This window comes from Coprococcus sp. BIOML-A2 (genome assembly GCF_009875795.1).
Taxonomy (GTDB): Bacteria; Bacillota; Clostridia; order Lachnospirales; family Lachnospiraceae; genus Coprococcus; species Coprococcus aceti.
The window spans coordinates 129,739-153,786 of sequence record NZ_WWSI01000004.1; the positions used below are offsets into that span (position 1 = coordinate 129,739).

The 24,048-nt window shown below is 43.6% G+C and carries 23 protein-coding genes and 2 tRNA genes; 5 read left to right on the forward strand and 20 right to left on the reverse strand.

Going from position 1 to position 24,048, the window contains the following annotated elements; all coding sequences use genetic code 11:
- Positions 1-14: 14 nt before the first annotated feature.
- The 3 genes from GT575_RS10135 to thyA form a co-directional block, all read right to left on the reverse strand.
- The gene (locus tag GT575_RS10135) at positions 15-1,124 is read right to left on the reverse strand and encodes a heavy metal-binding domain-containing protein (RefSeq protein ID WP_022216390.1); all 1,110 of its coding nucleotides are present in this window, start codon (positions 1,122-1,124) and stop codon (positions 15-17) included.
- 121 nt (positions 1,125-1,245) lie between these two features.
- The gene (locus GT575_RS10140; protein ID WP_015535005.1) at positions 1,246-1,746 is read right to left on the reverse strand and encodes a dihydrofolate reductase; all 501 of its coding nucleotides are present in this window, start codon (positions 1,744-1,746) and stop codon (positions 1,246-1,248) included.
- Positions 1,747-1,788: 42 nt separating this feature from the next.
- Positions 1,789-2,619 carry a thymidylate synthase gene (thyA, locus tag GT575_RS10145; protein ID WP_022216389.1) on the reverse strand — a complete coding sequence of 277 codons (831 nt, stop codon included), beginning with the start codon at positions 2,617-2,619 and terminating at the stop codon, positions 1,789-1,791.
- A gap of 155 nt (positions 2,620-2,774) precedes the next feature.
- Between thyA and GT575_RS10150 the strand changes: the two genes are divergently transcribed.
- A complete protein-coding gene (locus GT575_RS10150) occupies positions 2,775-3,176 on the forward strand; it encodes a helix-turn-helix domain-containing protein (protein ID WP_015535007.1) in 402 nt (133 codons plus the stop codon).
- Positions 3,177-3,236: 60 nt separating this feature from the next.
- Positions 3,237-3,680, forward strand: coding sequence for a helix-turn-helix domain-containing protein (locus GT575_RS10155; protein WP_015535008.1), 444 nt, complete (start codon positions 3,237-3,239; stop codon positions 3,678-3,680).
- A gap of 5 nt (positions 3,681-3,685) precedes the next feature.
- Here the strand turns inward: GT575_RS10155 and GT575_RS10160 are convergent, their stop codons facing one another.
- From GT575_RS10160 to GT575_RS10180, 5 genes are all read right to left on the reverse strand, one after another.
- Entirely contained in the window at positions 3,686-4,564 is an 879-nt protein-coding gene (locus GT575_RS10160) for a TIGR01212 family radical SAM protein (RefSeq protein ID WP_055222712.1), read from the reverse strand.
- 27 nt (positions 4,565-4,591) lie between these two features.
- Entirely contained in the window at positions 4,592-6,238 is a 1,647-nt protein-coding gene (locus tag GT575_RS10165; protein ID WP_015535010.1) for a putative manganese-dependent inorganic diphosphatase, read from the reverse strand.
- Positions 6,239-6,408: 170 nt separating this feature from the next.
- Positions 6,409-9,615, reverse strand: coding sequence for a carbamoyl-phosphate synthase large subunit (gene carB / locus GT575_RS10170; RefSeq protein ID WP_015535011.1), 3,207 nt, complete (start codon positions 9,613-9,615; stop codon positions 6,409-6,411).
- Entirely contained in the window at positions 9,615-10,688 is a 1,074-nt protein-coding gene (locus GT575_RS10175; protein ID WP_022216387.1) for a carbamoyl phosphate synthase small subunit, read from the reverse strand. The genes carB and GT575_RS10175 overlap by 1 nt, the downstream gene beginning before the upstream one ends.
- A 192-nt stretch (positions 10,689-10,880) precedes the next feature.
- Positions 10,881-11,540 (reverse strand): epoxyqueuosine reductase QueH, encoded by a 660-nt coding sequence (locus GT575_RS10180; protein WP_082418038.1) that lies wholly within the window; start codon positions 11,538-11,540, stop codon positions 10,881-10,883.
- Positions 11,541-11,704: 164 nt separating this feature from the next.
- On the opposite strand from GT575_RS10180, the gene GT575_RS10185 reads away from it, so the two are divergent.
- Positions 11,705-11,935, forward strand: coding sequence for a hypothetical protein (locus GT575_RS10185; protein WP_022216385.1), 231 nt, complete (start codon positions 11,705-11,707; stop codon positions 11,933-11,935).
- A gap of 98 nt (positions 11,936-12,033) precedes the next feature.
- Here GT575_RS10185 and GT575_RS10190 read toward each other — a convergent pair whose 3' ends face one another.
- The 7 genes from GT575_RS10190 to GT575_RS10220 all read right to left on the reverse strand — a co-directional run bounded on the left by GT575_RS10190 (position 12,034) and on the right by GT575_RS10220 (position 15,598).
- Positions 12,034-12,450, reverse strand: a complete 417-nt coding sequence (locus GT575_RS10190) for a putative ABC transporter permease (RefSeq protein WP_022216384.1) — start codon at positions 12,448-12,450, stop codon at positions 12,034-12,036.
- Positions 12,451-12,505: 55 nt separating this feature from the next.
- Positions 12,506-13,027: a DUF6106 family protein gene (locus tag GT575_RS10195; protein ID WP_117874186.1), complete on the reverse strand. Its 522-nt coding sequence runs from the start codon at positions 13,025-13,027 to the stop codon at positions 12,506-12,508.
- Positions 13,028-13,094: 67 nt separating this feature from the next.
- Entirely contained in the window at positions 13,095-13,649 is a 555-nt protein-coding gene (gene ispF / locus GT575_RS10200) for a 2-C-methyl-D-erythritol 2,4-cyclodiphosphate synthase (RefSeq protein WP_022216382.1), read from the reverse strand.
- Positions 13,650-13,708: 59 nt separating this feature from the next.
- A tRNA-Met gene (locus GT575_RS10205) sits at positions 13,709-13,782 on the reverse strand.
- Positions 13,783-13,794: 12 nt separating this feature from the next.
- Positions 13,795-13,867: transfer RNA gene (locus GT575_RS10210), tRNA-Val, on the reverse strand.
- A gap of 92 nt (positions 13,868-13,959) precedes the next feature.
- The gene (locus GT575_RS10215) at positions 13,960-14,493 is read right to left on the reverse strand and encodes a DUF1700 domain-containing protein (protein ID WP_117874184.1); all 534 of its coding nucleotides are present in this window, start codon (positions 14,491-14,493) and stop codon (positions 13,960-13,962) included.
- 37 nt (positions 14,494-14,530) lie between these two features.
- Positions 14,531-15,598, reverse strand: coding sequence for a transglutaminase domain-containing protein (locus GT575_RS10220; protein ID WP_243147876.1), 1,068 nt, complete (start codon positions 15,596-15,598; stop codon positions 14,531-14,533).
- A 233-nt stretch (positions 15,599-15,831) separates the two neighbouring features.
- Between GT575_RS10220 and argH the strand changes: the two genes are divergently transcribed.
- Both argH and GT575_RS10230 read left to right on the forward strand, forming a co-directional pair.
- Positions 15,832-17,241 carry an argininosuccinate lyase gene (gene argH / locus GT575_RS10225; protein ID WP_055222718.1) on the forward strand — a complete coding sequence of 470 codons (1,410 nt, stop codon included), beginning with the start codon at positions 15,832-15,834 and terminating at the stop codon, positions 17,239-17,241.
- Between the two features lie 5 nt (positions 17,242-17,246).
- Entirely contained in the window at positions 17,247-17,444 is a 198-nt protein-coding gene (locus GT575_RS10230; protein WP_015535016.1) for a hypothetical protein, read from the forward strand.
- 86 nt (positions 17,445-17,530) lie between these two features.
- Here the strand turns inward: GT575_RS10230 and sigG are convergent, their stop codons facing one another.
- From sigG to GT575_RS10255, 5 genes are all read right to left on the reverse strand, one after another.
- Complete coding sequence (gene sigG / locus GT575_RS10235; protein WP_022216377.1) at positions 17,531-18,313, reverse strand: RNA polymerase sporulation sigma factor SigG; 783 nt, start codon at positions 18,311-18,313, stop codon at positions 17,531-17,533.
- A 168-nt stretch (positions 18,314-18,481) separates the two neighbouring features.
- Positions 18,482-20,077, reverse strand: coding sequence for a peptide chain release factor 3 (locus GT575_RS10240; protein ID WP_015535017.1), 1,596 nt, complete (start codon positions 20,075-20,077; stop codon positions 18,482-18,484).
- Positions 20,078-20,098: 21 nt separating this feature from the next.
- Positions 20,099-20,599 (reverse strand): helix-turn-helix transcriptional regulator, encoded by a 501-nt coding sequence (locus GT575_RS10245; RefSeq protein ID WP_015535018.1) that lies wholly within the window; start codon positions 20,597-20,599, stop codon positions 20,099-20,101.
- A gap of 37 nt (positions 20,600-20,636) precedes the next feature.
- Complete coding sequence (locus GT575_RS10250) at positions 20,637-21,383, reverse strand: 4'-phosphopantetheinyl transferase family protein (RefSeq protein WP_158547572.1); 747 nt, start codon at positions 21,381-21,383, stop codon at positions 20,637-20,639.
- A gap of 93 nt (positions 21,384-21,476) precedes the next feature.
- Positions 21,477-24,047: a tubulin-like doman-containing protein gene (locus tag GT575_RS10255; protein ID WP_161171944.1), complete on the reverse strand. Its 2,571-nt coding sequence runs from the start codon at positions 24,045-24,047 to the stop codon at positions 21,477-21,479.
- Between the last annotated feature and the right edge of the window lies 1 nt (position 24,048).

The following is a 24,048-nucleotide window of genomic DNA, read 5'->3' on the forward strand; positions in this document are numbered from 1 at the left end:
TCGTCTTATAATCCCTATAATCCAAGGAAGAGATTCTCAACTTTCTCAATAACAGAGTCCTTCATGGATCCTCTGCTCTTCTCGTAATTAAGACCGGACTCCATGATCTCAAGAAGCTGCATTCTCATTCCTGTATCAATGTCCTTGATGTACTTCATGAGTACATCCTTGATCTCTATTACATACTCTTTTGTCTTCATCTCTTCAAGCATAGGCTCGTAGTTGAATGTGATAGAGTTCTTCATCTCATCCTGCTTTCTTCCACAGATCACACATTCCTCTGCGCCGCCTTCGTTTACGTGTCCACAGTTACATGTCCACACAAGTCCGTCTGACTTGTAGTTTGCAACTGCATCAATTCCCTTTTTGAGCTTGAGTGCCTTAAACTTAACGTCAGACATCTCAATTCCGATAGAATCCGCATCTATCTCGTATACTCCGCTGGCCTTGACATACTTCTTGATGTATACCTTGACGGAGGATATCATCTTTATATACTTGTCCGGAAGCTTACACTCCACATAATCCGACTTGAGGAGCTTGAGGTTGGTCTTATCAAATGTAAAATCAACATCCGGCAGTGTTATATTGTCACCATAGATATTGGTGAACTGAAGCTCTGCCTTAAGTGCCTTTATATCGTCGTTATTGTAGTTGTTGAACCACACGGAAATCTTTGTTCCCTTGCCCTCTGATGCAAGCACCACCTTTGATGCTCTTGGCACGAGTAGGTCGTAATAGTTTCTTACATATATCTCGTTTCTGATGAAGCTGCTCTTGTCAAATTCCGACTTGTACTGCTCCTTTATGTTTACCAGAGTTCCACTGGCAACAACAGCAGTTACGTTGTTGGTGTATTCCTCAACACCTGTTCTGAATCCAACTACAGCATTGTACTTCGTCTCACGGACCATATCTGTGAAATTATTGATTGTTTCATTGAGGATCTCATCGATCTTCTCCTGATAGATATCTCTTCTATCCGTGGCAATATCCGCAATAGATGTTCCGAAATCCTTCAAAAAGTTGGAATTAAGTATCGTCTGTGTGAACTTGTATGTTCCATAGCCAACGATATCATATCCCTCAAAGCTTGTTCCCGATGTAATTAATACTTCCTTCATTAGCGCACCTCCCAAATATAAAAAAATTGTATCACAATAATCTTCATTTAACAAATGTTTTTTGTGAATTTTTAATCAAAAAAAGGTGCTTTTTTGTGAATATTATAAAAATAATTATAATTTATTTCTTCAGGTCACTATTTTTATATGTGACAAATGTGAAATTCACCTCTGACACATCCTCACCCGGTCTCTCATCCGTCACATCCCAGTTGTCCAGTTTGTCGAGATTCGAAATGAAGGCATCGGCCTCAAATTCCCTGTCTATTTTGGTGATTACTGCCTCATCACAATATGGTATGAGCTCATCGTAGATAGTCTGTCCGCCTATGACAAAAATGTCATCCGTGTCATATTTTGCCAGTTCTGTAAACAGTTCGTTCATTGAGTGGACAACCACCGCATCCTCAACTGCATATTCAGGATTCCTGCTGAGAATTATATTTGCCCTTCCCTTGAGCGGTCTTCCGCCCGGAAACTCCTCCAGAGTCTTCCTTCCGAGAACAACGACATGCCCCATCGTGGTCTGTCTGAAATTTCTCTGATCCTCCGATATCCTTATCAGTAATCTGCCTTTATTTCCAATGGCCCAATTCTTATCTACCGCTGCAATAAACTTCATATGTCCTCCATCTGTATAATTCCCGTCCCATGCTTCATAGTCTTATATCGCAATAGGAATATTCTTAATCTGTGGTCCTGTCTCATAGTCTTCTATCCTGAAATCATCCAGAGTAAAGTCATAGAAATCTTTGACATCCGGATTCATATAGAACTTTGGAGCAGGATGTGTAGGTCTTGTTATCAGCTCCTTGACTATCGGTATATGTCTGTCATATATGTGTGCATCCGCGATCACATGTACCAGTTCTCCCGGCTTAAAGCCCGTGACCTGGGCAAGCATATGTACCAGTACCGCATACTGGACAACATTCCAGTTGTTGGCCGCAAGCACATCCTGGGATCTCTGATTCAGTATAGCGTTGAGCCTGTCCCCTGTTACATTGAATGTCATGCTGTACGCGCACGGATACAGATTCATCTCACTCAAGTCCTGATGAACATATATGTTAGTGAGCATTCTTCTGCTGTATGGGTTATTCTTAAGGTCATATATCAGTCTGTCCACCTGATCCATCATGCCCTCTTTATATTTATGCTTTACACCAAGCTGATATCCATATGCTTTTCCTATGGAACCGTTCTCATCTGCCCAACTGTCCCATATATGGCTCTTGAGGTCATGAACATTATTTGACTTTTTCTGCCAGATCCAGAGCAGCTCATCAATAGCCGACTTCACATACGTCTTTCTAAGTGTTATCGCAGGGAATTCCTTTGACAGATCATACCTGTTGACAACACCAAAACGCTTTATGGTGTAGGCATATGTTCCATCTTCCCACTTTGGTCTGACCTTCTCCCCCTCCGTACTATATCCATTATCGATTATATCTTTACACATGTTTATAAAGAGATCATCTGCAAGACTCATTTTGGTAACCTCCGATTGTTTTTTCAGATAATTATATCATACTCTCCATCCCACATGTGATTAATTATTACATCAAACAACACTTTTATTACATTTTGATTTACAACGGACTATTTTTGTGTACAATGCAGAAAAACATTCAAAGGAGGTGAAACATGAAACCACATTCATCCAATCCACTACCTGCCCTTCTCAGATATTTCAGACAGAAGGCAGGACTCACACAGCAGGATGTCGCAGCAGCGCTATCTATTTCCAGATCCGGATATGCCAACTACGAGGAAGGGAGAAACATCCCTAATATAGAACAGGCCATAAAGCTGTCAGAGCTTCTCAACCACGATTTTCTATATGCATACACCCTGTCATCAAGATACATGCAGGGGCATCCAAAGCCACTACAGATCGTCATGGAGGACAATTCATACATGACCGCCATAGAATCTAACCAGAGCACAGCAGACATGCTGGGCAATTACAGATCTCTCAGCGACAGCGACCGTCAACTTATAGACACATTTGTGGCAAATCTAGCATCTAAAAATTCCAGACTGTAAATCCAGTATTATACCCACCAATTACAGTAAATATTATTTTTAAGGAGAAAACAGGAAAATATGAAAAAAAGAAAAGAACGCAACATTGATCCGTCGGTGTATGAAGACGATTCATCCGATCAGGATTTTAACTGTGCAGTGATAGGCGGCGCACTGAAGTCTCTAAGGCGCAGCCACGGAAAAAGGCAGCAGGAAATAGCCGCCATCTTGAAGGTGTCCGTCTCCGCCTACTCGCACTATGAATGTGGAGAGCGAATCCCGGATCTCATAAATCTTATCAGGATATCCAATTTATACAGTATTAATATGAGTCATCTGGTGCTGCTCACCTGCATCGATATAGCAAAGAAAAATAAGATGGACATCAGCGAAGTGTTCCTCGCCTACAGCCACGGCAGGACTCTTCCACCGGAAGCGACAGGAATAATGTCCGACTGTGATCAGCTTGACGACAACGGTAGGGAAAATCTCAGGCTGTTTTTAAAGTCTGCACTGAGCTGCTAGCAGACTCACAATTTCGAAATAATACGGTTCAGATCGTTTATAACTCTCTTCTTATCAGCACTCCACGGAGGCGCAACAAGAATATTCTTAGGCCCATCCCCGGTGAACCTGTGAACAACCATATCAGGAGGAAGCTCTTTAAGACAATCACACAAAATATCTGCGTATTCATCAAATGTCAGTGCACGGAACACTCCTTCCTCATACATTTTTTCAAGAACAGTTCCCCTGAGGACATGAAGCAGTTGGAGCTTTATACCATTTGCGCCGCTTCGCACTATGTACCTTACCGTATCAATCATATCCTCCTTCGTCTCACCGGGCAGGCCTATTATCATATGAACTATAATGTGAACTCCCAGTTCTCTGAGTCTGTTCATCGTCTCATCATACACACTTATGTCATAACACCTGTTGATGAGCTGTGCTGTCCTGTCATTTGCTGTCTGGAGGCCAAGTTCTATCCACACAGGTTTAACAGCTATTATATCTTTTATCATATCTATGACCTCTGGGCCAAAGCAGTCCGGTCTGGAGGCTATCGATACAGCCGCAATGTCATCCCTTCTTGCAGCCGCCAGAAACTTTTCGCGCAAAGCATCGACATCACCGTATGTATTTGTATATGACTGGAAATACGCTATATATCTGTCGCATTTGCATTTGCCTGATATCCTCTTTTTTGCCAGTTCTATCTGTTCACCTATGCTCAGGTCTGCATCCTCAGAGAAATCTCCGGAGCCACTGGCACTGCAAAAAATACATCCACCTGTCCCGGCTTTACCATCACGGTTGGGACAGGTGGTTCCTGCATTCAATGATATCTTATATAATTTCTCTCCAAATGTATCTCTTATATACGCATTTGTTGTATATATATCCATACTGTTACCTTCTATATACGATCCTGTCTATATCTGATGTGTCGCCTTTACAAGAGCAGGAACTATCTGTTTCTTTCTTGATACAACACCGGGAAGATATGCATAGCTATCCTCAAGCTGCACACCAAATGCTTTGCTGCACAGTTCCTGTGCATTCTCTCCCACGCATATGATACCTGAGCCCTCCTGAAGAATATTGGTCATTGCAAACATGACCACATCACAGCCAGGCTCCATATATCCACCGAGGAATTCACGCATACCGTTTCTTATTCTGTCTATCTCTTTCTCATTGACGGAATTGATCTGTCCAACAGCAACAACCATATCTCCAATGTCGAATTTCTTGAAATCCTGATGAAGTATCTCATCCATGGTCTTGTCCTTGAGGTTGCTTCCCGCGTCGAACATCTCCATGGCAAATTCATATATGTCTATCTCTGCAAGCCTTGCAAGCTCCTTTGCAGCAGCCTCGTCTATGAATGTACACGTCGGAGACTTGAATGCCAGTGTATCGGAAAGTATCGCTGCGCAGAGAAGTCCAGCTATCGGCTTATCTATCTTGACATTCTGCTCTTTGTACATCTGATAGATGATCGTAGCAGTACATCCAAGTGGCTGATTTCTGAAATACACAGGATTCATGGTCTCTATATTCGCGATCCGGTGGTGGTCGATTATCTCGAGTATCTCGGCATTCTCCACGCCGTCAACAGACTGGGTTCTCTCATTGTGATCAACAAGTATGAGCTGTTTCTTTCTCGCATTGATGTAGTTACGCCTTGATACAAGTCCCTTGTAGTTGCCATAGCCGTCCGTAACCGGAAAGTATCTCACTCTGGTCTTTGCCATGGTCGTCTTAAGCGTATCTATATCGTCATCCTCATAGAATGTCATGATGCGGTCTCTTATCATAAAGAATCCTATAGGCATGCTCTGTCCGATAAGTCTGGCAACAGCATAGGTGTCCGTCGGTGTAACAACAACCGCACAGCCCTTGTTCTTTGCAAATTCCAGAACCACGTCAGATATACTGTTCACAAGACAGACTATGAGCATGCTCGCACCGCAGTTTATGGCCGCAAGCTGAGCCTCAACCCTGTCACTCACTATGACTATGTCATTTTCCTTGACATGTCTCTCAAGGATGTCAACCTGGGCAGCTCCCACGATCACTCTTCCATCCTTAACATATTCGTCGGCGTCACCGTACACAAGCTCGCCATTTATAGTATCTATTATGTGTGAGAACTTTGTACCAGCTATGAACAGGGAATTATCATCCTTCTCAAGCATATATGCCTCGGCTATATCTCCGACCGTTATTATTCCCTTTATCTTGCCATTATTGACAACCGGAAGTGTCGTGGCGTCGTTATCCTGCATTATCTCAAATGCTCTCTTCATGGTGATATCTCCCGACACACCATCAACTATTCTGTATGCTATATCCTTCACCTGTACATTTACATTGCTCACAAGTGCCGGCGCCTGCACACCAAAATAATCAAGGACAAACTGTGTCTCTTTATTTATATTTCCAGCTCTCTTTGGAATGTATTTGTTCTCATGCTGATTTTTCAGATGGGCGTACGCAATCGCTGAACATATAGAATCCGTATCCGGATTCTTATGTCCTATGACAAACACTTCATCTGTAGGAACATTATGCATATTTCACCTCTTATTTCTATCAATTATAATGTATTCATTTCTATGCCACGCAGGGAAGATGCCTTGTGACATCCCACATGCTAACAAGCATAAATTGAATGAGGCAAAATGACAACCCCTTTTAACGTTGTTTATCATTTTGCCCCATTTTTTATCTGTTTAATCAGAACTTATATCTCGCTTATATCCACGAGTGAAAGCTTTGTGGTATCAGCGGTCTCAAGGCTTGTGAGCAGCGCATCGGCTGTATCAAGGCTTGTAAGACATGTAACACCTGTCTCAACTGCGTGACGTCTGATGATAAATCCATCCTTGCTTCTCTCAACACCCTGTGATGGAGTGTCGATGATCAGATCGATCTCATGGCTCAGTATCAGGTCAAGCAGATTTGGTGATGGCTCCTCAACCTTGTTGATGAGCTTTGCAGGAACACCATTCTCATTGAGAACTCTGCATGTGCTTCTTGTTGAATATATCTCATATCCAAGAGCAGCAAATCTCTTACCAATATTTATAGCATCCATCTTATCTGAGTCCTTGACTGTGAGGATCATCTTCTTGGTCTTTGGAAGATTGATTCCGGCTCCAAGGAATGCCTTGTACAGAGCCTCATTGTAGTTCTTGGATATACCAAGGCACTCTCCTGTTGACTTCATCTCAGGTCCAAGGCTTATCTCAGCGCCTCTGATCTTCTCAAATGAGAATACAGGCTTCTTGATTGCGAAATACTCTGACTCCGGCTGAAGACCAGGTGTGTAACCCATATCCTTGATCTTCTCACCTGTGATAACACGTGTTGCAAGATCTACGATAGGTATTCCTGTTACCTTGCTTATATATGGAACTGTACGGCTTGAACGAGGATTTACCTCTATTACATATACCTCATCATTGTATGCAATAAACTGTATATTTATAAGTCCGATTACGTGCAGGCTGTTTGCAAGCTTCTTGGTGTAATCAGCGATGACTCTCTTTGTCTTTGGTGAGAGTGTCTGTGCAGGATATACCGAGATACTGTCTCCTGAATGTATTCCGGCTCTCTCAACATGCTCCATGATACCAGGGATAAGTATGTCATCTCCATCACATACAGCATCGACTTCGACCTCTTTACCCATGATGTACTTATCTACAAGTATTGGGTGCTCCTGGGTATGTCTGTTGATGATATCCATGAACTCTATGATATCCTTATCAGAGATCGCGATCTGCATTCCCTGTCCACCGAGAACGTATGAAGGTCTTACAAGTACCGGATAACCCAGCTCATTTGCAGCCTCAAGCGCCTGCTCTCTTGTAAATACCGTCTTACCAGCAGGTCTTGGTATACAGCACTTCTCAAGGATCTCATCGAAGAGCTCTCTGTCCTCTGCTGCATCTACATTCTCTGCACTTGTTCCAAGGATTGGTACCCCCATCTCCATGAGTGCCTCTGTGAGCTTGATAGCGGTCTGTCCACCGAACTGTACAACAGCTCCATCCGGATGCTCCAGATTTACTATAGCCTCAACATCCTCCGCTGTAAGAGGCTCAAAGTAAAGCTTGTTTGCTATATCAAAGTCTGTACTGACTGTCTCAGGGTTGTTGTTGACGATGATTGTCTCGTAACCCTTTCTCTCAAATGCCCATGTGCTGTGAACTGAACAGTAATCGAACTCGATACCCTGTCCGATTCTAATCGGGCCTGAACCAAGTACCATTACTTTCTTCTTTGAGTTATCCTCAGCGACCTCGTTCTCCAGAGAATCAAAGCATGAATAGTAATATGGAGTCATGGCATCAAACTCTGCTGCACATGTATCAACCATCTTGAAGTGTGCTGTTACACCGTAGTCGTAACGCATCTGTCTGATTTCTTTCTCTGTCTTGCCTGTGAGTCTCGCGATAACCTTGTCAGGGAACTCAACTCTCTTGATCTCCTTCATTAGCTCCTTGGAGATATCTCCCTTGGACTCGATTATCTTTCTCTCAGCCTTAACAAGGTTGTGGATCTTGTCTATGAACCATCTGTCGATCTTGGTGATGTCATAGATCTGATCGTATGATATTCCACGTCTGATAGCCTCAGCTATGACATAGATACGTCTGTCATCAACATGTCCGAGAAGCTTTATAACCTCTTCGTCTGTCATATCCTTGTATCTGCTTGACCAGAGACTGTCTACATGCTGCTCCAGTGAACGGAGAGCCTTCATAAGTGCACCCTCAAAGTTTGTACAGATACTCATAACCTCACCGGTTGCCTTCATCTGTGTTGTCAGATCATGGTCAGCGGCGATGAATTTATCAAATGGAAGTCTAGGGATCTTGACAACCACGTAATCAAGTGCCGGCTCAAAGCTGGCATATGTCTTCTTTGTAATAGCGTTCTTGATCTCATCCAGGTTGTATCCAAGGGCTATCTTGGCAGATACCTTTGCAATAGGATATCCGGTTGCCTTTGATGCAAGTGCTGATGATCTTGAAACTCTTGGGTTTACCTCGATAACACAATACTCAAATGAATTAGGATTCAGAGCAAACTGAACGTTACATCCACCCTTGATGTTGAGCTCTGAGATAATGTTCAGTGCTGAGCTTCTGAGCATCTGGTACTCCTTGTCACCAAGTGTCTGTGATGGAGCCACGACTATAGAGTCTCCAGTGTGTACTCCGACAGGATCAAGGTTCTCCATGTTACATACGGTTATACATGTACCATTTGCATCACGCATAACCTCGTACTCGATCTCCTTCCATCCTGCGATACATCTCTCGACAAGAACCTGTCCTACACGTGAAAGTCTCAGACCGTTCATGAGGATCTCCTTGAACTCTTCCTCATTCTCAGCGATACCACCACCTGAACCTCCAAGTGTATATGCAGGACGGAGAACTACAGGGTATCCAATCTTCTTGACAAAGTTAAGACCGCCCTGAACTGTTGTAACGACCTCTGAAGGTGCTACAGGCTCATGGATCTTCTCCATAGTCTTCTTGAACTCAAGTCTGTCCTCGGCCTTCTTGATGGTCGTTGATGATGTTCCTATGAGAAGCACGTCATGCTCTCTGAGGAAACCTGACTCATCAAGCTCCATGGCGATGTTGAGGGCTGCCTGACCGCCGAGTGTCGGCAGAAGGCTGTCCGGCTTCTCCTTCTCAATGATAGCCTTTACAACATCAACCGTAAGAGGCTCAATATATACCTTATCTGCTATATCCTTGTCCGTCATGATGGTTGCAGGGTTTGAGTTGATGAGGACAACGCACAGTCCCTCTTCCTTAAGAGAACGGCATGCCTGTGTTCCGGCGTAATCAAACTCAGCAGCCTGACCGATGACTATAGGACCTGATCCGATAACTACAACCTTTTTTATATTAGGATTCTTTGGCATTACTTTGACACCTCCATCATATTCATAAATGTATCAAACAGTGAATCTGTATCCAGCGGACCTGCACATGCTTCCGGATGGAACTGAACTGTCTGTGCATTCTTTCCAAGATAGTGAACTCCCTCTACTGTTCCGTCATTTACATTGACGAAGCTGACCTCTGCGATCTTTCTGTCGAGGCTGTCTTCCTTGACCATATATCCGTGATTCTGTGTTGAAATATATACCTTGCCGGTCTTCATATCTCTTACAGGATGGTTTGCACCTCTGTGTCCGTACTTCATCTTCTCTGTATCACCGCCGTTGGCAAGCGCCATGAGCTGATGTCCAAGACATATAGCAAAAATTGGAATATCTGTATCGAAAAGCTTCTTTACCTGAGCTATTGTGACCTTACACTCCTTTGGATCTCCAGGACCATTTGTAAGCATGATTCCGTCCGGAGCGTCTGCGATGATCTCCTCAGCAGGTGTCTCTGCAGGATATACAGTAACCTGACAACCTCTTGCAAGGAGGGACTTGACGATGTTCTTTTTAACACCGAGATCGATGACTGCAACCTTGAATCCGTCACCAGGATAGAATATTTTCTCCTTACATGTAACATCGAGAACAACATGTCCCATCTTCCATGCCTTAATACGCTTCATACACTCATCAAAATCATAATTCTCATCAGTTGTGATCATACCTCTCATGGTACCATCTTTCCTGAGGATCTTGGTAAGTGTTCTGGTATCTATTCCTTCTATACCAGTTATATTATTCTCAACAAGAAATTCGTTTATGGTCATCTCGCTTCTGAAATTACTAGGAGTCTTGCAGAGCTCTCTAACAATGAATCCTGACTGCCAAGGTCTGCCAGCCTCCATATCCTCTCTGCATACACCGTAGTTGCCTATAAGCGGATATGTCATACATACTGACTGCCCTGCATATGATGGATCTGTAAGAATTTCCAGATAGCCGGTCATCGAAGTATTGAATACTATCTCACTGATTATCTCATCAGTAGAGCCAATACTTTTACCTTCAAACACGTGTCCGTCTTCAAGTATCAAAAAAGCTTTCATAATCGTATTCCTTTCGTTTTTTCTATTTTTGCTCAAAAAAAAAGAGTGAAAACGGGGGAAACGCTTGAGATAACCCACATTTATTGGCCTCTTTTTTCTTAATTTAATAAATACTACCACATTTGACAAGGCGGTACAATATTTTTTTCGATATATTTTTTATTTTTGTGTTCACGGCAAAAATCTTGTTTTTTATTCAATATTTTTATTAATTTTTTCATCTCTGAGCTCAGCAGCCCGTCTGCTAAATTCACATCCACAGAAATTCTGTCTGTATAATCCATATTCCTTTGACAGCTCTATCGAGTGCTTATATCCATTTTTCTTCTTGAAATCACTGAACAGATAATCTATGTCGTATTTCCTGCTCATCTCTGCACCTATCTCGTTCAGCCAGTCCGCATTCTTGTGGGGGCTTATCGACAATGTGGTCGTAAATACGTCATATTCATTTTTCTTCGCATGGATCGCGCTCTTCTCAAGTCTCAGCTTATAGCAGTCATAGCACCTGAGTCCTCTCTCAGGAAGATCCTCCCTGCCCTTAGCCATATCCAGAAACACCTGCGGCTCATGCTCCGCCAGTTCGACATCCACTCCTTCCACATATACTTCATGTACAAATCTGTCAAGCTCACGGAATCTTTTTATGTACTCATCGTAATCCGTTATATTTGGATTGTAAAAATAAGCTGTTATGTCAAAATGCTCCGCAAGGACCGACAGACAATGGCTGGAACATGGCGCACAACAGCAGTGCAGCAACAGTTTTTTTCTGCCGCATTGTGTATTTTCACTATCAAATTCAGCTATCTGTCTCTCCATCATTTGATAATAATTTGCATTTTGCATCATTGTTTTCTCCTTTTTTTGTCGATATTTCACACCACATTTTACAACATTCGATTATCTTTTGCACATTTGTGCATGTTTACTAGTTGACTTTGTTATATCTTTACAATATACTGTAGATAGTTACTAAAGCACGTTATGATCATTTATCAATGGAGGTGTAGATTATGACAGTTCAGCAGGCAATTAAAAAGTACAAGTTAGAGCCGCTCAGCGTCAGCGTTGCCAAGGTCAAAGCCAAGGAGCTCAACGTTGATGAAGTTCTTTACATGAATGTGCAGAAGAACAAATATGCGTATATCGTACGCGATTCACGTGGTATAATGTTGTACTCTGATGAGCGCAATCTTTATACTAAGCTTTATAAGGGTTTAAAGATTACTCCCCTTGAATCATAATATTTTCACACGGAATTTATTAAATATGCACACACATGGAATATGGGAAAAAGCTGTTACTCCACTCCCCTATGGAATCAAGAGCTTTTTCCCATATTTTATATTAATCTGTACTCAGGCCTTTCTTCATTATACATATGACACCGTATCTCATCATCCACATATATTATGATCAGCGACAGGAACATCCACAGGATAGAATAAGGCACACATATCTGCCCCGCAAGATTTAACGGCATATCAGAGTAATCCCACACGTTAAGTCCTAGTCTTATATTCACAACATACCCGGTCAGGAACTCCAGCTCAGATATTATCACAGAGGAAACCAGCATCTGCGCAAGTATCCCCATCTTCGGAAACATCTGGTTCAGTCCGCCGCACAAAAGCGTAGCAAGACCTCCACAAATTATCATGGAATAATGGGAATAATGCCTGGCTGATATCTCCAGGAAATAATATATCATCCCACCCGTCATAAATATAGTAAAGCACTTACACACAAAGACCCTCACAGCGACACCTCCTGTATATATACAGTTTAGTATCAACCGTGAGGGTCAATATTATTTATTCTTTATACTTTCCTCTGAAAAAGTTATTTACATGATCAATAGTTCTGTCTGAGAGCTCAAGCTTCACGAATTCAGCCTTGCCGTTCTTGTTGAGGACGAACACATACACACCATCCTGATTCTGCTTATTGCCGGATGTGAAATCCCTGGTCTTTATTGAGCTGTCCTGCTGAAGCTCATTGTCGAGGTAAATGCATCCCTCTTTCGCAATGAACTTTACATCAGCGTTGCTGAAGCTCATGATCTTTTTTCTGCTCTTCTTTGCAATGATCCTTGCGATGTCTATATCCTCATTCACCATTATATATTCATACTCCGTCTCTCTTCTGGAAACAAAAATACCAAATACAACAGCACCTGCAATCGCAACTAAGAATCCAATACTGCCAAAGCCCTGAACGAACATCGCTGCGCCAAGTCCGGCGATCATCAGCACGATTCCGGCAGCCATACCGCAGGTAACACCCGCAGGTGTCTTCGCCTTAACTATATGTTCTGCATAACCATCATTTAACATACCTTTTTTCTCCTTAAGTTCTTTAAAATTCTAAGCCCTTATATTCTAGCATACATGGGCTGTTTTGTCATCTTATTCCCGCTGGACATCCACCGCATCCGCCACAGCCTGCCGTTCTGACAGCTCCGGCATCATCTCCGGCGTAATTAAATGCCGACTCTATGAGGCACACCGCCTGGGAGCTTATTCCAAGTCCCCCTCCGGTAAACCCAAGCTTCTCCTCCGTTGTCGCCTTGATATTGACCTGATCCTTGTCTATACACAGGCAATTACAGATATTCTCCCTCATCTGATCAATGTACGGCGCCATCTTAGGGCTCTGGGCAATTACGGTCGCATCTATGTTCTCGATGATGTAGAGCTTCTCCTCGAGAAGTCTCTTCACTTCTGACAGGAGCTTCATGCTGTCCGCTCCCTTATACCTCTCATCAGTATCAGGGAAATGCTTTCCAATATCCCCCAACGCCGCAGCACCGAGAAGCGCATCCATTATCGCATGAAGAAGTACATCCGCATCGCTGTGTCCAAGGAGTCCTTTCTCATATGGAATCTCAACTCCTCCGATTATAAGTTTTCGTCCCTCAACTAGTCTGTGGACATCGTATCCCATTCCAACTCTCATGTGATATCCTCCTTATATGAATAAAAAAAAGACGGAATGTCTTCCGTCTCATCAAATAGTAGCGAGAGGGGGATTCGAACCCTCGACACTGCGGGTATGAACCGCATGCTCTAGCCAACTGAGCTATCTCGCCATGTCTTGTAAATGGGACCTATAGGGCTCGAACCTATGACCCTCTGCTTGTAAGGCAGATGCTCTCCCAGCTGAGCTAAGATCCCATATTACTTCGTGTCATCGCTGACACCTTTGTTAGTATACTCAAGTGACCATGTTTTGTCAACAACTTTTTTCACTTTTTTTATTTTATTTTTTATCGGCCTCCACCAAACAGGTAAATAATAAGATTCACTATGAACAGAATGATGACAACAGGTATCACGATATACCACACTATCTTAAATCCCAGCCAGATAACTCCAAGCACTATACCTATAACAAGTGCAGCCACAAGAATGAGTATTATCGCTGTCAGCACCTTGCCTATCGGTGAACTGAAATCAAGCTTGCCATAAGCAAAGCTTGTATTGCCCTCGTCGTCCACATTTACATGCCAGCCCTTCTGACTGCTTCCGCTGGCTTTGCGGGTGTTGTAGCTGTCATCATACGAAGAGGATTCTGTATCATAATATCTTCCGCTTGCGCCCTGTCCCTCTGTGTCAATGATCGTCTTGGCGATCAGTCTTGCAGATCCCAGAGATGAACATATCTCCTCCTCTGACTTGCCTGCTTCTTTCTGCTTCTTAAAATAATCCTCATAATAATTCATCGTGTCATAATATGTCTGCGTTGAGACATTTCCATCAAGAGCTTTCTTCAACTCATCCATAAACTCTCTTTTTCGCATATCGCACCTCCGCGCCATTATGTCAATTCTATTTTTATCACTTCATATTAAGATATACGACGACAACTTTGTAGCCGCCCATATCTTCCACCACATAATTTATAGACCTTATATTGCCATAATTGTACAGAAATGACAAGTCAAATGTTTCGTCATCTGTATATATAGCAGCTTCCAGCACATTACTGCCGCCCATCTGTATCCTTATGCCTTTTTTATACTCATCGAACGAGTCATAGGTATAAAACCTCTTTTTATAGAAATTATACGCTGTGTCGGCACACTCTCTGTAGAATTGCTTTTCCCATGAGTGAGTCAGTTCCAGTGTGCTGTCATCGACATTCACATAGGTGTGCTTCAGATAGCTGCCCATATCCGGCAGCGAGTCATCCCATGTCAGATCCACATTATACCATTCTCCGCCGAGCTCTATCTGATTCCATGCATGAAGTCCTTCCTCCGTGCTTCCGACTACTATGTCACATTTGACGCCCAGACAGGACATGATTATGAAGAACGCCTCAGCGTAGCCGTCGCACACGCTCTGGTGAAGCACCAGCGCTCCATATGCCGTATATGCATCATCATTATTGTCGGGATATCCATAGACACAGTTTTCCACTATATAATCGTGCACGGCGATCTCCTTGTCAAGGTCGCTCATGCCATCTGAAATGTTGTCATTTATAAAGCTGTCGATCACCTCATATATCTGCTTCGCCCTTATGTTGTCCTCCGGGATATCCGTTCCTTCTATATATTTTCTGACAGCATAATAATTATCCGACAGTTCATAGTTGAGCTGTATTGCCAGATATCTTCCCGTCTCAATTATTATCCTGTACGTATCCACTGAGCCGTATGCCGAATCTATATATTTGTTGATGTTGTGCACATCACTTTTCGCCACATTACTTACATAATACATGCCCGACTCGTTTCCGTCCTCCATATCCTGGACAATGGCCGCCCGGAACTCCACCAGGCCATCAAGCATCTGGCTGCTCTTGATCACATTGAAGAACAACCACCGCACTCCCACCATCATCAGCGAGAGAACAACTACAATACTTATAACTCCAAGAATCTTCTTTTTTGTACCCAAACTTCCTGTCAATCCTCCATCCCTGCTTTGCTGCGGTGATCCGCCTGTATATTTTATCATCTGTACTTTTGCGCCGCAAGCACCAACCACGCATTTCCTGTGGTTATAAATAAACCTTATTTGTGTTGATATGCGAACTTTTATGTTGTAAAATGTACGTTGTTTGAAAACTACCTTATAATTTACTCAGTTTTCAACCTAAAACAAAAAAATAACAGAAAAGAGGATTTAATATGGCTCAGCTCTGGGGCGGACGCTTCACAAAAGAAACAGACAAATTAGTATATAACTTTAACGCATCTATTTCATTTGATCAGAAATTCTACAGACAGGATATCCGCGGAAGTATCGCGCATGTAACCATGCTCGCTTCATCCGGTATTCTCACTGACGAGGAAAGAGATCAGATCATAGCGGGACTTAAGGGCATACTGAACGATGTGGAGAACGGTTCTCTGCAGATCACTTCAGAATACGAAGATATACACAGCTTTGTCGAGGCAAATCTCATAGACAGGATCGGCGATGTGGGCAAAAAGCTTCACACCGGACGAAGCAGGAACGACCAGGTTGCATTGGACATGAAGCTCTATGTAAGAGACGAGATCATCGAGCTCAAGGAGCTTATTTACAAGCTTCTGACTACTCTTCACAGACTTATGAATGAGCACATCGACACATACATGCCTGGATTTACTCACCTCCAGAAGGCACAGCCAATAACTCTGGCACATCACTTTGGAGCATACATGGAGATGTTCAAGCGTGACTACGACAGAATGAACGATATATATGACAGAATGAACTACTGTCCTCTCGGATCAGGTGCCCTCGCAGGAACCACATATCCGCTCGACAGAGAGCTCACCGCTTCTCTGCTGGACTTCTACGGTCCGACTCTCAACAGCATGGATTCAGTTGCCGACAGGGATTACTGCATAGAGCTTTTATCCGCCATGTCTACCATCATGATGCATCTCTCACGTTTCTCCGAGGAGATCATCATCTGGAACTCAAATGAATATCAGTTTGTTGAGCTCGATGATTCATACAGCACAGGAAGCTCTATCATGCCACAGAAGAAGAACCCGGATATAGCCGAGCTCGTAAGAGGTAAGACAGGCAGGGTTTACGGTGCTCTCACCTCCCTTCTCACAACCATGAAGGGAATCCCTCTCGCATACAACAAGGACATGCAGGAGGATAAGGAGCTCACATTTGACGCGATAGACACTGTAAAGGGATGTCTCGCACTGTTCACAGGCATGATAGCCACCATGACAGTCAACAAGCCTAGAATGGAAGCATCAGCCAAGAACGGATTCACCAACGCAACAGATGCCGCAGATTACCTTGTAAATCACGGTGTACCTTTCCGTGATGCACACGGCATCGTCGGCCAGCTCGTTCTGAAGTGCATAGAGGAGAACATCTCCCTCGACCAGCTTAGTCTCGACGAGTACAAGGCCATCTGTCCTGTATTTGAAGATGACATATATACAGCCATCAGCATGGAAGAATGTGTTCAGAAGCGTAACACAATCGGTGCTCCGGGACACGCTGCAATGCAGAAGGTGATCGATGCAAACGACAAGTTCTTAGCATGGGCTGAGCAGGATTTAACCAAGCACACCAAGGAGTGATTTTTATGAACAATACAACAAAAGCCAAATACGATATGGCAGAAAAGATGCTCAAGGTCGATATCTCTCTTGAGGAGGTTGCTCTCATGACTGAGCTTCCAATGGAAACCCTGAAAAAAATACAGCATGACATCCAGAAAGACGGACTCGTCACAAGACACGACGTGAAGGATGTCGATCTCGATTCAGGCTACCTTATCTAAGCTTAATCCACATACCGTATAATAAATATCCCCGCTGTTCTCACTATGGCCCAGCGGGGATATTTATATGTGTACAACATTCCGGTTTATTTGTCCTCAAGATACCTTCTAAGACTTTTTATCGCATTCTTCTCGAGGCGGCTGACCTGCGCCTGGGATATGCATATCTCCTCTGCCACCTCCGTCTGGGTCTTTCCCTCAAAAAATCTCAGCCTCACTATATTCTTCTCCCTGTCGCACAGCCTGTCCATAGCCTCTCTGAGATCAAGGTTTTCAACCCACATCTCCTCCTTATTCTTTCTGTCTCTTATCTGATCCATGATGTACAAGGTGTCTCCACCCTCCTGATACACCGGCTCATACAGGGACAGCGGTGCCGATATGGCATCAAGCGACATGACTATATCTTCCTTCGGTATACTTATCTCCTCCGCTATCTCCTCTATCGTCGGCTCCTTATCCTTTGTCTTCTGGAGATTTTCCTTGGCATATATCGCCTTGTAGGCTATATCACGCAATGACCTTGATACTCTTATAGCATTGTTATCTCTGAGATACCTTCTGCACTCACCTATGATCATAGGCACAGCGTACGTACTGAATTTGACATTGAGACTTCTGTCAAAATTATCCAACGCCTTGATAAGCCCTATACAGCCAACCTGGAACAGATCATCCGGATTCTCATTTGAACTGCCAAATCTCTGGATCACGCTGAGCACAAGGCGGAGATTCCCCTCTATAAACTCCTCCCGGGCAGAGCTGTCTCCCTGCTCCATCCTGTCAAACAGCATGTTCTTCTCATCCTCTGTAAGATATGGTAATTTCGATGTATTTACACCACATATAACCACTCTGTTCAGCGCCATATCATGTCCCTCCACGTGTTATCTGTCTAACACTAGGATTGTCAGATACATGCTAATTTATTCATATTTGCACCACTTTTACTGATATATATGCACGCAAAAAGACCATGAAAACCAATTTGTGTCCTAAGTCACTCATCATCTTCATGGTCTCTTATCTTCGTATATCTAGTTCTTTCTGAACTCCTCAAGTTCAAGTCCCTCATTGTGCTGGAGAACCTGATCGATGACCCACTCATTTGCAAACAGGAGAAGCGGATTACCCTTCATGTCCTTAACCTTCTTGACATCGCTCACACGCTTGAGCTTTGTCACGTCTATGGTAGGATCCTTCACCCATCTGATATAGTTATATGGTATCGGCTCAAGTCTTATCTCACAGCCGTACTCGTTCTCAAGTCTGTACTTAAGTACATCAAACTGAAGCACACCTACAACTCCGACTATGATCTCCGAAAGTCCCGCAGTGTACTCCTGAAATATCTGTATAGCACCCTCCTGGGCAATCTGGGTAACACCCTTGACAAACTGCTTACGCTTCATGCTGTTGAGCTGAACAACCCTGCAGAAGTGCTCCGGTGCAAATGTAGGGATACCCTCATACTCAAACTTCTTTCCGCCTGTTGTGAGCGTATCTCCGATGGAGAACAGATCAGGATCAAATACTCCTATAACGTCACCGGCATAAGCCTCATCGACGATCTTTCTGTCCTGAGCCATAAGCTGCTGAGGCTGGGAAAGCTTGATCTTTCTCTTGCTGGCAGCATGATATACCTCCATGCCTGCCTCAAACTTACCAGAGCAGATTCTCATAAATGCGATTCTGTCTCTGTGAGCCTTGTTCATATTTGCCTGGATCTTGAACACAAAAGCTGAGAACGGCTCTGTTACAGGATCTATGATTCCCTCTGATGAATTACGTCCGAGAGGAGGTGTCGTCATCTTAAGGAAATAGTTCAGGAACTGCTCGATACCAAATGTATTCAGCGCAGAACCGAAAAATACAGGGGAGAGCTCTCCGGCTCTGACCTTCTCTATATCCATCTCCTCTGTGGCACCATCTATAAGCTCTATCTCCTCATTGAACTGGTCAAAGAGGTATGGGCCGACAAGCTCCTTGAGAGCCTCATCGTCTATATGATAATCTGTTTCCTCCGCCTTCTTGGCTCCACCTGTCGATATAGCCTGGAACGTGGACACTATCTTGGTCTTTCTGTCATATACACCCTTGAACTCTTTTCCTGAACCTATAGGCCAGTTGACAGGGCATGTCTTGATACCGAGAACAGTCTCTATATCATCGAGAAGCTCAAATGTATCCCTTGCATCTCTGTCCATCTTATTTATAAATGTGAATATAGGTATATGTCTCATGACACATACCTTGAAGAGCTTTATGGTCTGAGCCTCAACACCCTTGGATGCATCGATCACCATGACCGCAGAATCCGCAGCCATAAGTGTACGGTAGGTATCCTCCGAGAAATCCTGATGTCCAGGTGTGTCAAGTATGTTTATGCAATATCCGTCATAATTGAACTGCAGAACAGACGAGGTTACCGAGATACCTCTCTCCTTCTCTATATCCATCCAGTCCGACACTGCATATTTGGAATTTGCCTTTCCCTTTACAGATCCCGCTGTGTTTATTGCGCCGCCAAAGAGCAGAAACTTCTCTGTGAGTGTAGTCTTACCTGCATCAGGATGTGAAATTATGGCAAATGTCCTTCTTCTGTTGATCTCTTCTCTTAACTTGTCATCCATTATCTTTTCCTCATATACAATTTATTGATTCTTATTCTTCAAAATGTCCCTGTTCTTCTGAGCCCAGAGCATAAGCGACTGTATATTCACAGACATCTTCTCCAGCTCCTCAAGGACAGCATCAAAAGCTGCAACCTCGGTCTCATCGACTATTCCATCAGCGGTGATCTCTATAAGCTGCTCAGATATATCTTCCATCTTCTTGGAGGATCCGAGGAACTGAAGTATGAGCCTGTCAAGGCTGTCCGCATTTATCGGCTTCACCGTCTCTTTTCCTATAGGGCAGTCGCCTGAACAATAGCTGTTACAGAGCTCGGGTATGTCATACGCCTTTGACATGGAAAGTACCTCCTCAGGGTACGGAACTACTGTGCCAAGCTCTATTCTTGAAAGCCTTGTCCTGTCTATATTGAGCACCTCTGCACTCTTCTCCCTGCTTGTAAGGTTATCGTTCACCTTAGACGCATTATATCTTGCGACATAATATTTATTGTTAAGCGCCTTTGTAGCTTTTTTACTCATTTTTTTCTCCTTATGTAGTTCTTCCTAATACACCTAATTAAACATAATAACACACAATATCAGCCGAATCAATCATCTTAATATCCGGTGAAAAAGTTCCATCAGAAGCTGCGCAAAATGCAGCTATAAAGTCTATATTCATATCTCCCTCTGCATGCGCAGGATCCGCTATTTCATCCATATGCATACGGCCGTCACACTCAGCCCTGCATACTGCATAATTGCCCAGCCAGATATTCTTCTTCTCCATATGCGCATTGTCCATGACCATTTGCTGTTCCTCATCCTTCATAAGTATGCCTGTTCCGGTCATCTTGCTGTACGCCTCGCGCCTTGTCCACACACATGTGCTGTATATTTCCGGGTGTGCACACGACATCACACATTTTTTATCCTCATCCGAATACAGGCGGTTAACTATGCTGTCCGGTATCCTTCTGACTCTCTCAACGTCTATACCACAAGGCTCACTGCCTATCGCAGCCGCCACACAACCCTCGGTATGGCTTATCGAAAACTGAATGTCCTTTATAAACGGCTTTCCCGCCTTATTCTTCTCATACGTGACCAGCCGTTCATCAATTCCGGCACATTCCCTGAGAGCATGTGCAAGCAGGATTCCCGCTGCAAGACTGGCATTCCTGTCATCCCGCCTCCTGAGACGTTCCACCTTACACCTTCTGTATTCCGATACTGCATCCAGACATCTGCCATATATCCCATCGTCAGCAAATGCCCCCGTATCCATTATATATGCTCTGTATCCGTTAAAAGATTTATTCAAATCCAATTCCATCTCTTTCTACCAAATACGCCATGGTCATAACAACAATACAGCCCCTTAATACTCGCATATTAAAGGGCTGTATAAACTAACCTATATTGTGACAAAATCAGGGAAGCTCTTCATATCCTTGTTCACCTCATCAATATGAAGTCCCTTGTAATCATATACTGCATTGTAAGCCATCTGCATCTCCATCGCACACTGCATCATGGATACCGGAACACCGACAAATATATCATCGATCGAGATCTCTATCTCACCCGGATTGAGCGTTATTGAATCCTCCTTCTCATTGTAAGGTGGAGCCATCAGTATCGCTTTGACTGCCTTGCTGAAATACGGCATCACATTTGGAACCGATATATATTTCTTTGCAAGAAGCTTCTCCTTATATCCGTCAGCAAGAACACACAGAGGCTGTTCCTCTGATATATCATCCACAAACGCCCTGGCAGCCTCCTCCATGATGGATGTTCTCCTGTCGTTGATCGGAGATCCGTACATAACGTTGAGATCCTGCTCCGTGAGCTTCTTATCAGCAAATGCCACTGTGAACATCTTCTCAGGACCATATGCTCCGACACCGGAAAATAGCTCTCTGTATATCTTCTCCATCTCATCCTTGACAGGAACAACTCTTCCACTGTCTATATTGGACTCGTTGTCCAGCATGAGCTTGATGATCCCTGTCTCCATCTCTTTTATCCTTCTGGATGTGACATAATCAGTCGGAAGGAATTCATGTCTCTTGGCTTTCTTGAGTATATTGCCAACAGCCTTATCACCGTTATTCGCAAGATCCTCGATGGAATTCTTCAGATCCTCTCCAAACTGTGAATATATCTCGTCAAGTCTCTCTGCCCTCTGCTGAAGCCATCTAAGTGTATCTCCAAACAGATCCTGTGCATCGAGTTCATCTATAAGCTTTGTTCTCTCCGCAGCAAGTGCTTCCTTGATGCATGCATCGAAATAACCATTCTCAGTCTCCCTCTTCGCTGAAGGGAAAGTGAAGAATCTCTTCGCAACAATGGTCTTGATGGAATCAATGATTCTGGTATATTCACCCGACGGTGTATAATCCTTCATCATCTTCTCAAGCTTTCTGACTTCAGCCATCATACCCTTTGTAGAATCTGTTACACCGGCACTCGGTGCACCTATGACATCTATTGCGCCATATGGGCCAAACTCATTCATATATTTGGATATCACATCATCAAGTGAACTCCAAAGCTTGTTCTTCATCGACTTTATGATAACCGGAAGTTCCTTCTCAAAGTTCTCCATCTTCTTGGCAAAGCCCTCTCGAAGACCGTCCGTATTCTTCTTTATCATCTTATATGTAGGCTTGGTGATCTGACCGTACTGTATGAGACCGTTCACGGCAAGTTTGATATTCTCACCCTGCTCCTCCTGCAAGAATACAGTGAGCTCTGTGAGTACATTCTTGATATCCTCCTCGGCATTGCCCTCCTTGAACGGAGATCTGAACAATCCCTTATATGCCTGGGAAAACAGATCATTCTCACACATATTCTCTATCTCTTTGATAGGAATATGGTAGTCAGCCTCGCTTACTACCTTGTAATAGCAGTTTGACTTCTTGATATTCTCGTCACTTTGCTCCATCTTCCAGTTCGTGATGGAATATCCCTCATTCTCAAAAAATACATCCCTGAGAAGCTTCCTGTCGTTCTCCACGTCATTGTTGCCAATGAACTTGTTGCTGGCTAGCCTGTAGAGGAAGCTTGCTGTATCCCTTGTGATGTATCCCTCAGGTATGTAGCCCTGTTCGTCCTTTCTACCTGATACAAGCATGCAGGCATCAAAGAGATTCTCCCTGATGACCATCTTGTTTGACTTACTGATAAATGTATAGTTGTCATCCTTCTCGGAGAGCTTCATATAATAATCAACTTCCTTGAGGGTCGCACATCCATTTGCATTGAGTCTCGCCACAAGCTCTGTATCTTCGTATACAGCCTTATGACCGAACAGTACATCCGGTGTGAGCAGGCAACCGCCAATCCTCAGATTGTTCCACTTCTTCGCCTTGCCATACGCACGAATGTTATATGCGACATCTGAGAGGATTCCACTTCCGGTTCCTCCGGCGATTCCGGATACGATCAGAACATCGACTGTTCCCTCCGTTGTCTTGTCGTATACATCCTGAAGCTTATCAAAAAGGAGCATTCTGACATCCGTATATGCATTCGAGAACATCAGACGTCCAATCTGTCTGTTCCCCTTTGCTCCGTCTCTTCCTATCGTGATAGCCGGGAATTCAGGATCCATCCAGTTTGCAAGATTCTCATGGATCGGATTCTTCTGGATTCCATTCTCCAGAACATTCTCAATGTCCGGTCTGTATATACTGATAACCTCAAGGGCATTGAAACCTACACCCTCCTTGCTATCATCTATGGTAGCCTCCATCTCTGCTATATCTGAATCTATCATGAGGAAATTAATGTTATCCTCGGGTGTGATGTTATCCATCAGCATACCCTTAAGCGCGCAAACGGTCCTGCCTCCAAGTCCCCCAAGACCTATTACGAGCAGATTCTTGTTGAATCTGTTCTCATGACTTATACGTCCAAAAACACGTATGTCTTTTAATTTGCTAAACTCCTCTTTTTGAGTATCAATAAGTATCATA

Bases quoted from the DNA above. Each gene is read 5' to 3' on its own strand.
- GT575_RS10135 (WP_022216390.1), bottom strand. From the start codon at position 1,124: ATGAAGGAAGTATTAATTACATCGGGAACAAGCTTTGAGGGATATGAT.
- GT575_RS10140 (WP_015535005.1), bottom strand. From the start codon at position 1,746: ATGAAGTTTATTGCAGCGGTAGATAAGAATTGGGCCATTGGAAATAAA.
- thyA (WP_022216389.1), bottom strand. From the start codon at position 2,619: ATGAGTCTTGCAGATGATCTCTTTATAAACATGTGTAAAGATATAATC.
- GT575_RS10150 (WP_015535007.1), top strand. From the start codon at position 2,775: ATGAAACCACATTCATCCAATCCACTACCTGCCCTTCTCAGATATTTC.
- GT575_RS10155 (WP_015535008.1), top strand. From the start codon at position 3,237: ATGAAAAAAAGAAAAGAACGCAACATTGATCCGTCGGTGTATGAAGAC.
- GT575_RS10160 (WP_055222712.1), bottom strand. From the start codon at position 4,564: ATGGATATATATACAACAAATGCGTATATAAGAGATACATTTGGAGAG.
- GT575_RS10165 (WP_015535010.1), bottom strand. From the start codon at position 6,238: ATGCATAATGTTCCTACAGATGAAGTGTTTGTCATAGGACATAAGAAT.
- carB (WP_015535011.1), bottom strand. From the start codon at position 9,615: ATGCCAAAGAATCCTAATATAAAAAAGGTTGTAGTTATCGGATCAGGT.
- GT575_RS10175 (WP_022216387.1), bottom strand. From the start codon at position 10,688: ATGAAAGCTTTTTTGATACTTGAAGACGGACACGTGTTTGAAGGTAAA.
- GT575_RS10180 (WP_082418038.1), bottom strand. From the start codon at position 11,540: ATGATGCAAAATGCAAATTATTATCAAATGATGGAGAGACAGATAGCT.
- GT575_RS10185 (WP_022216385.1), top strand. From the start codon at position 11,705: ATGACAGTTCAGCAGGCAATTAAAAAGTACAAGTTAGAGCCGCTCAGC.
- GT575_RS10195 (WP_117874186.1), bottom strand. From the start codon at position 13,027: ATGTTAAATGATGGTTATGCAGAACATATAGTTAAGGCGAAGACACCT.
- ispF (WP_022216382.1), bottom strand. From the start codon at position 13,649: ATGAGAGTTGGAATGGGATACGATGTCCACAGACTAGTTGAGGGACGA.
- GT575_RS10215 (WP_117874184.1), bottom strand. From the start codon at position 14,493: ATGCGAAAAAGAGAGTTTATGGATGAGTTGAAGAAAGCTCTTGATGGA.
- argH (WP_055222718.1), top strand. From the start codon at position 15,832: ATGGCTCAGCTCTGGGGCGGACGCTTCACAAAAGAAACAGACAAATTA.
- GT575_RS10230 (WP_015535016.1), top strand. From the start codon at position 17,247: ATGAACAATACAACAAAAGCCAAATACGATATGGCAGAAAAGATGCTC.
- sigG (WP_022216377.1), bottom strand. From the start codon at position 18,313: ATGGCGCTGAACAGAGTGGTTATATGTGGTGTAAATACATCGAAATTA.
- GT575_RS10240 (WP_015535017.1), bottom strand. From the start codon at position 20,077: ATGGATGACAAGTTAAGAGAAGAGATCAACAGAAGAAGGACATTTGCC.
- GT575_RS10245 (WP_015535018.1), bottom strand. From the start codon at position 20,599: ATGAGTAAAAAAGCTACAAAGGCGCTTAACAATAAATATTATGTCGCA.
- GT575_RS10255 (WP_161171944.1), bottom strand. From the start codon at position 24,047: ATGATACTTATTGATACTCAAAAAGAGGAGTTTAGCAAATTAAAAGAC.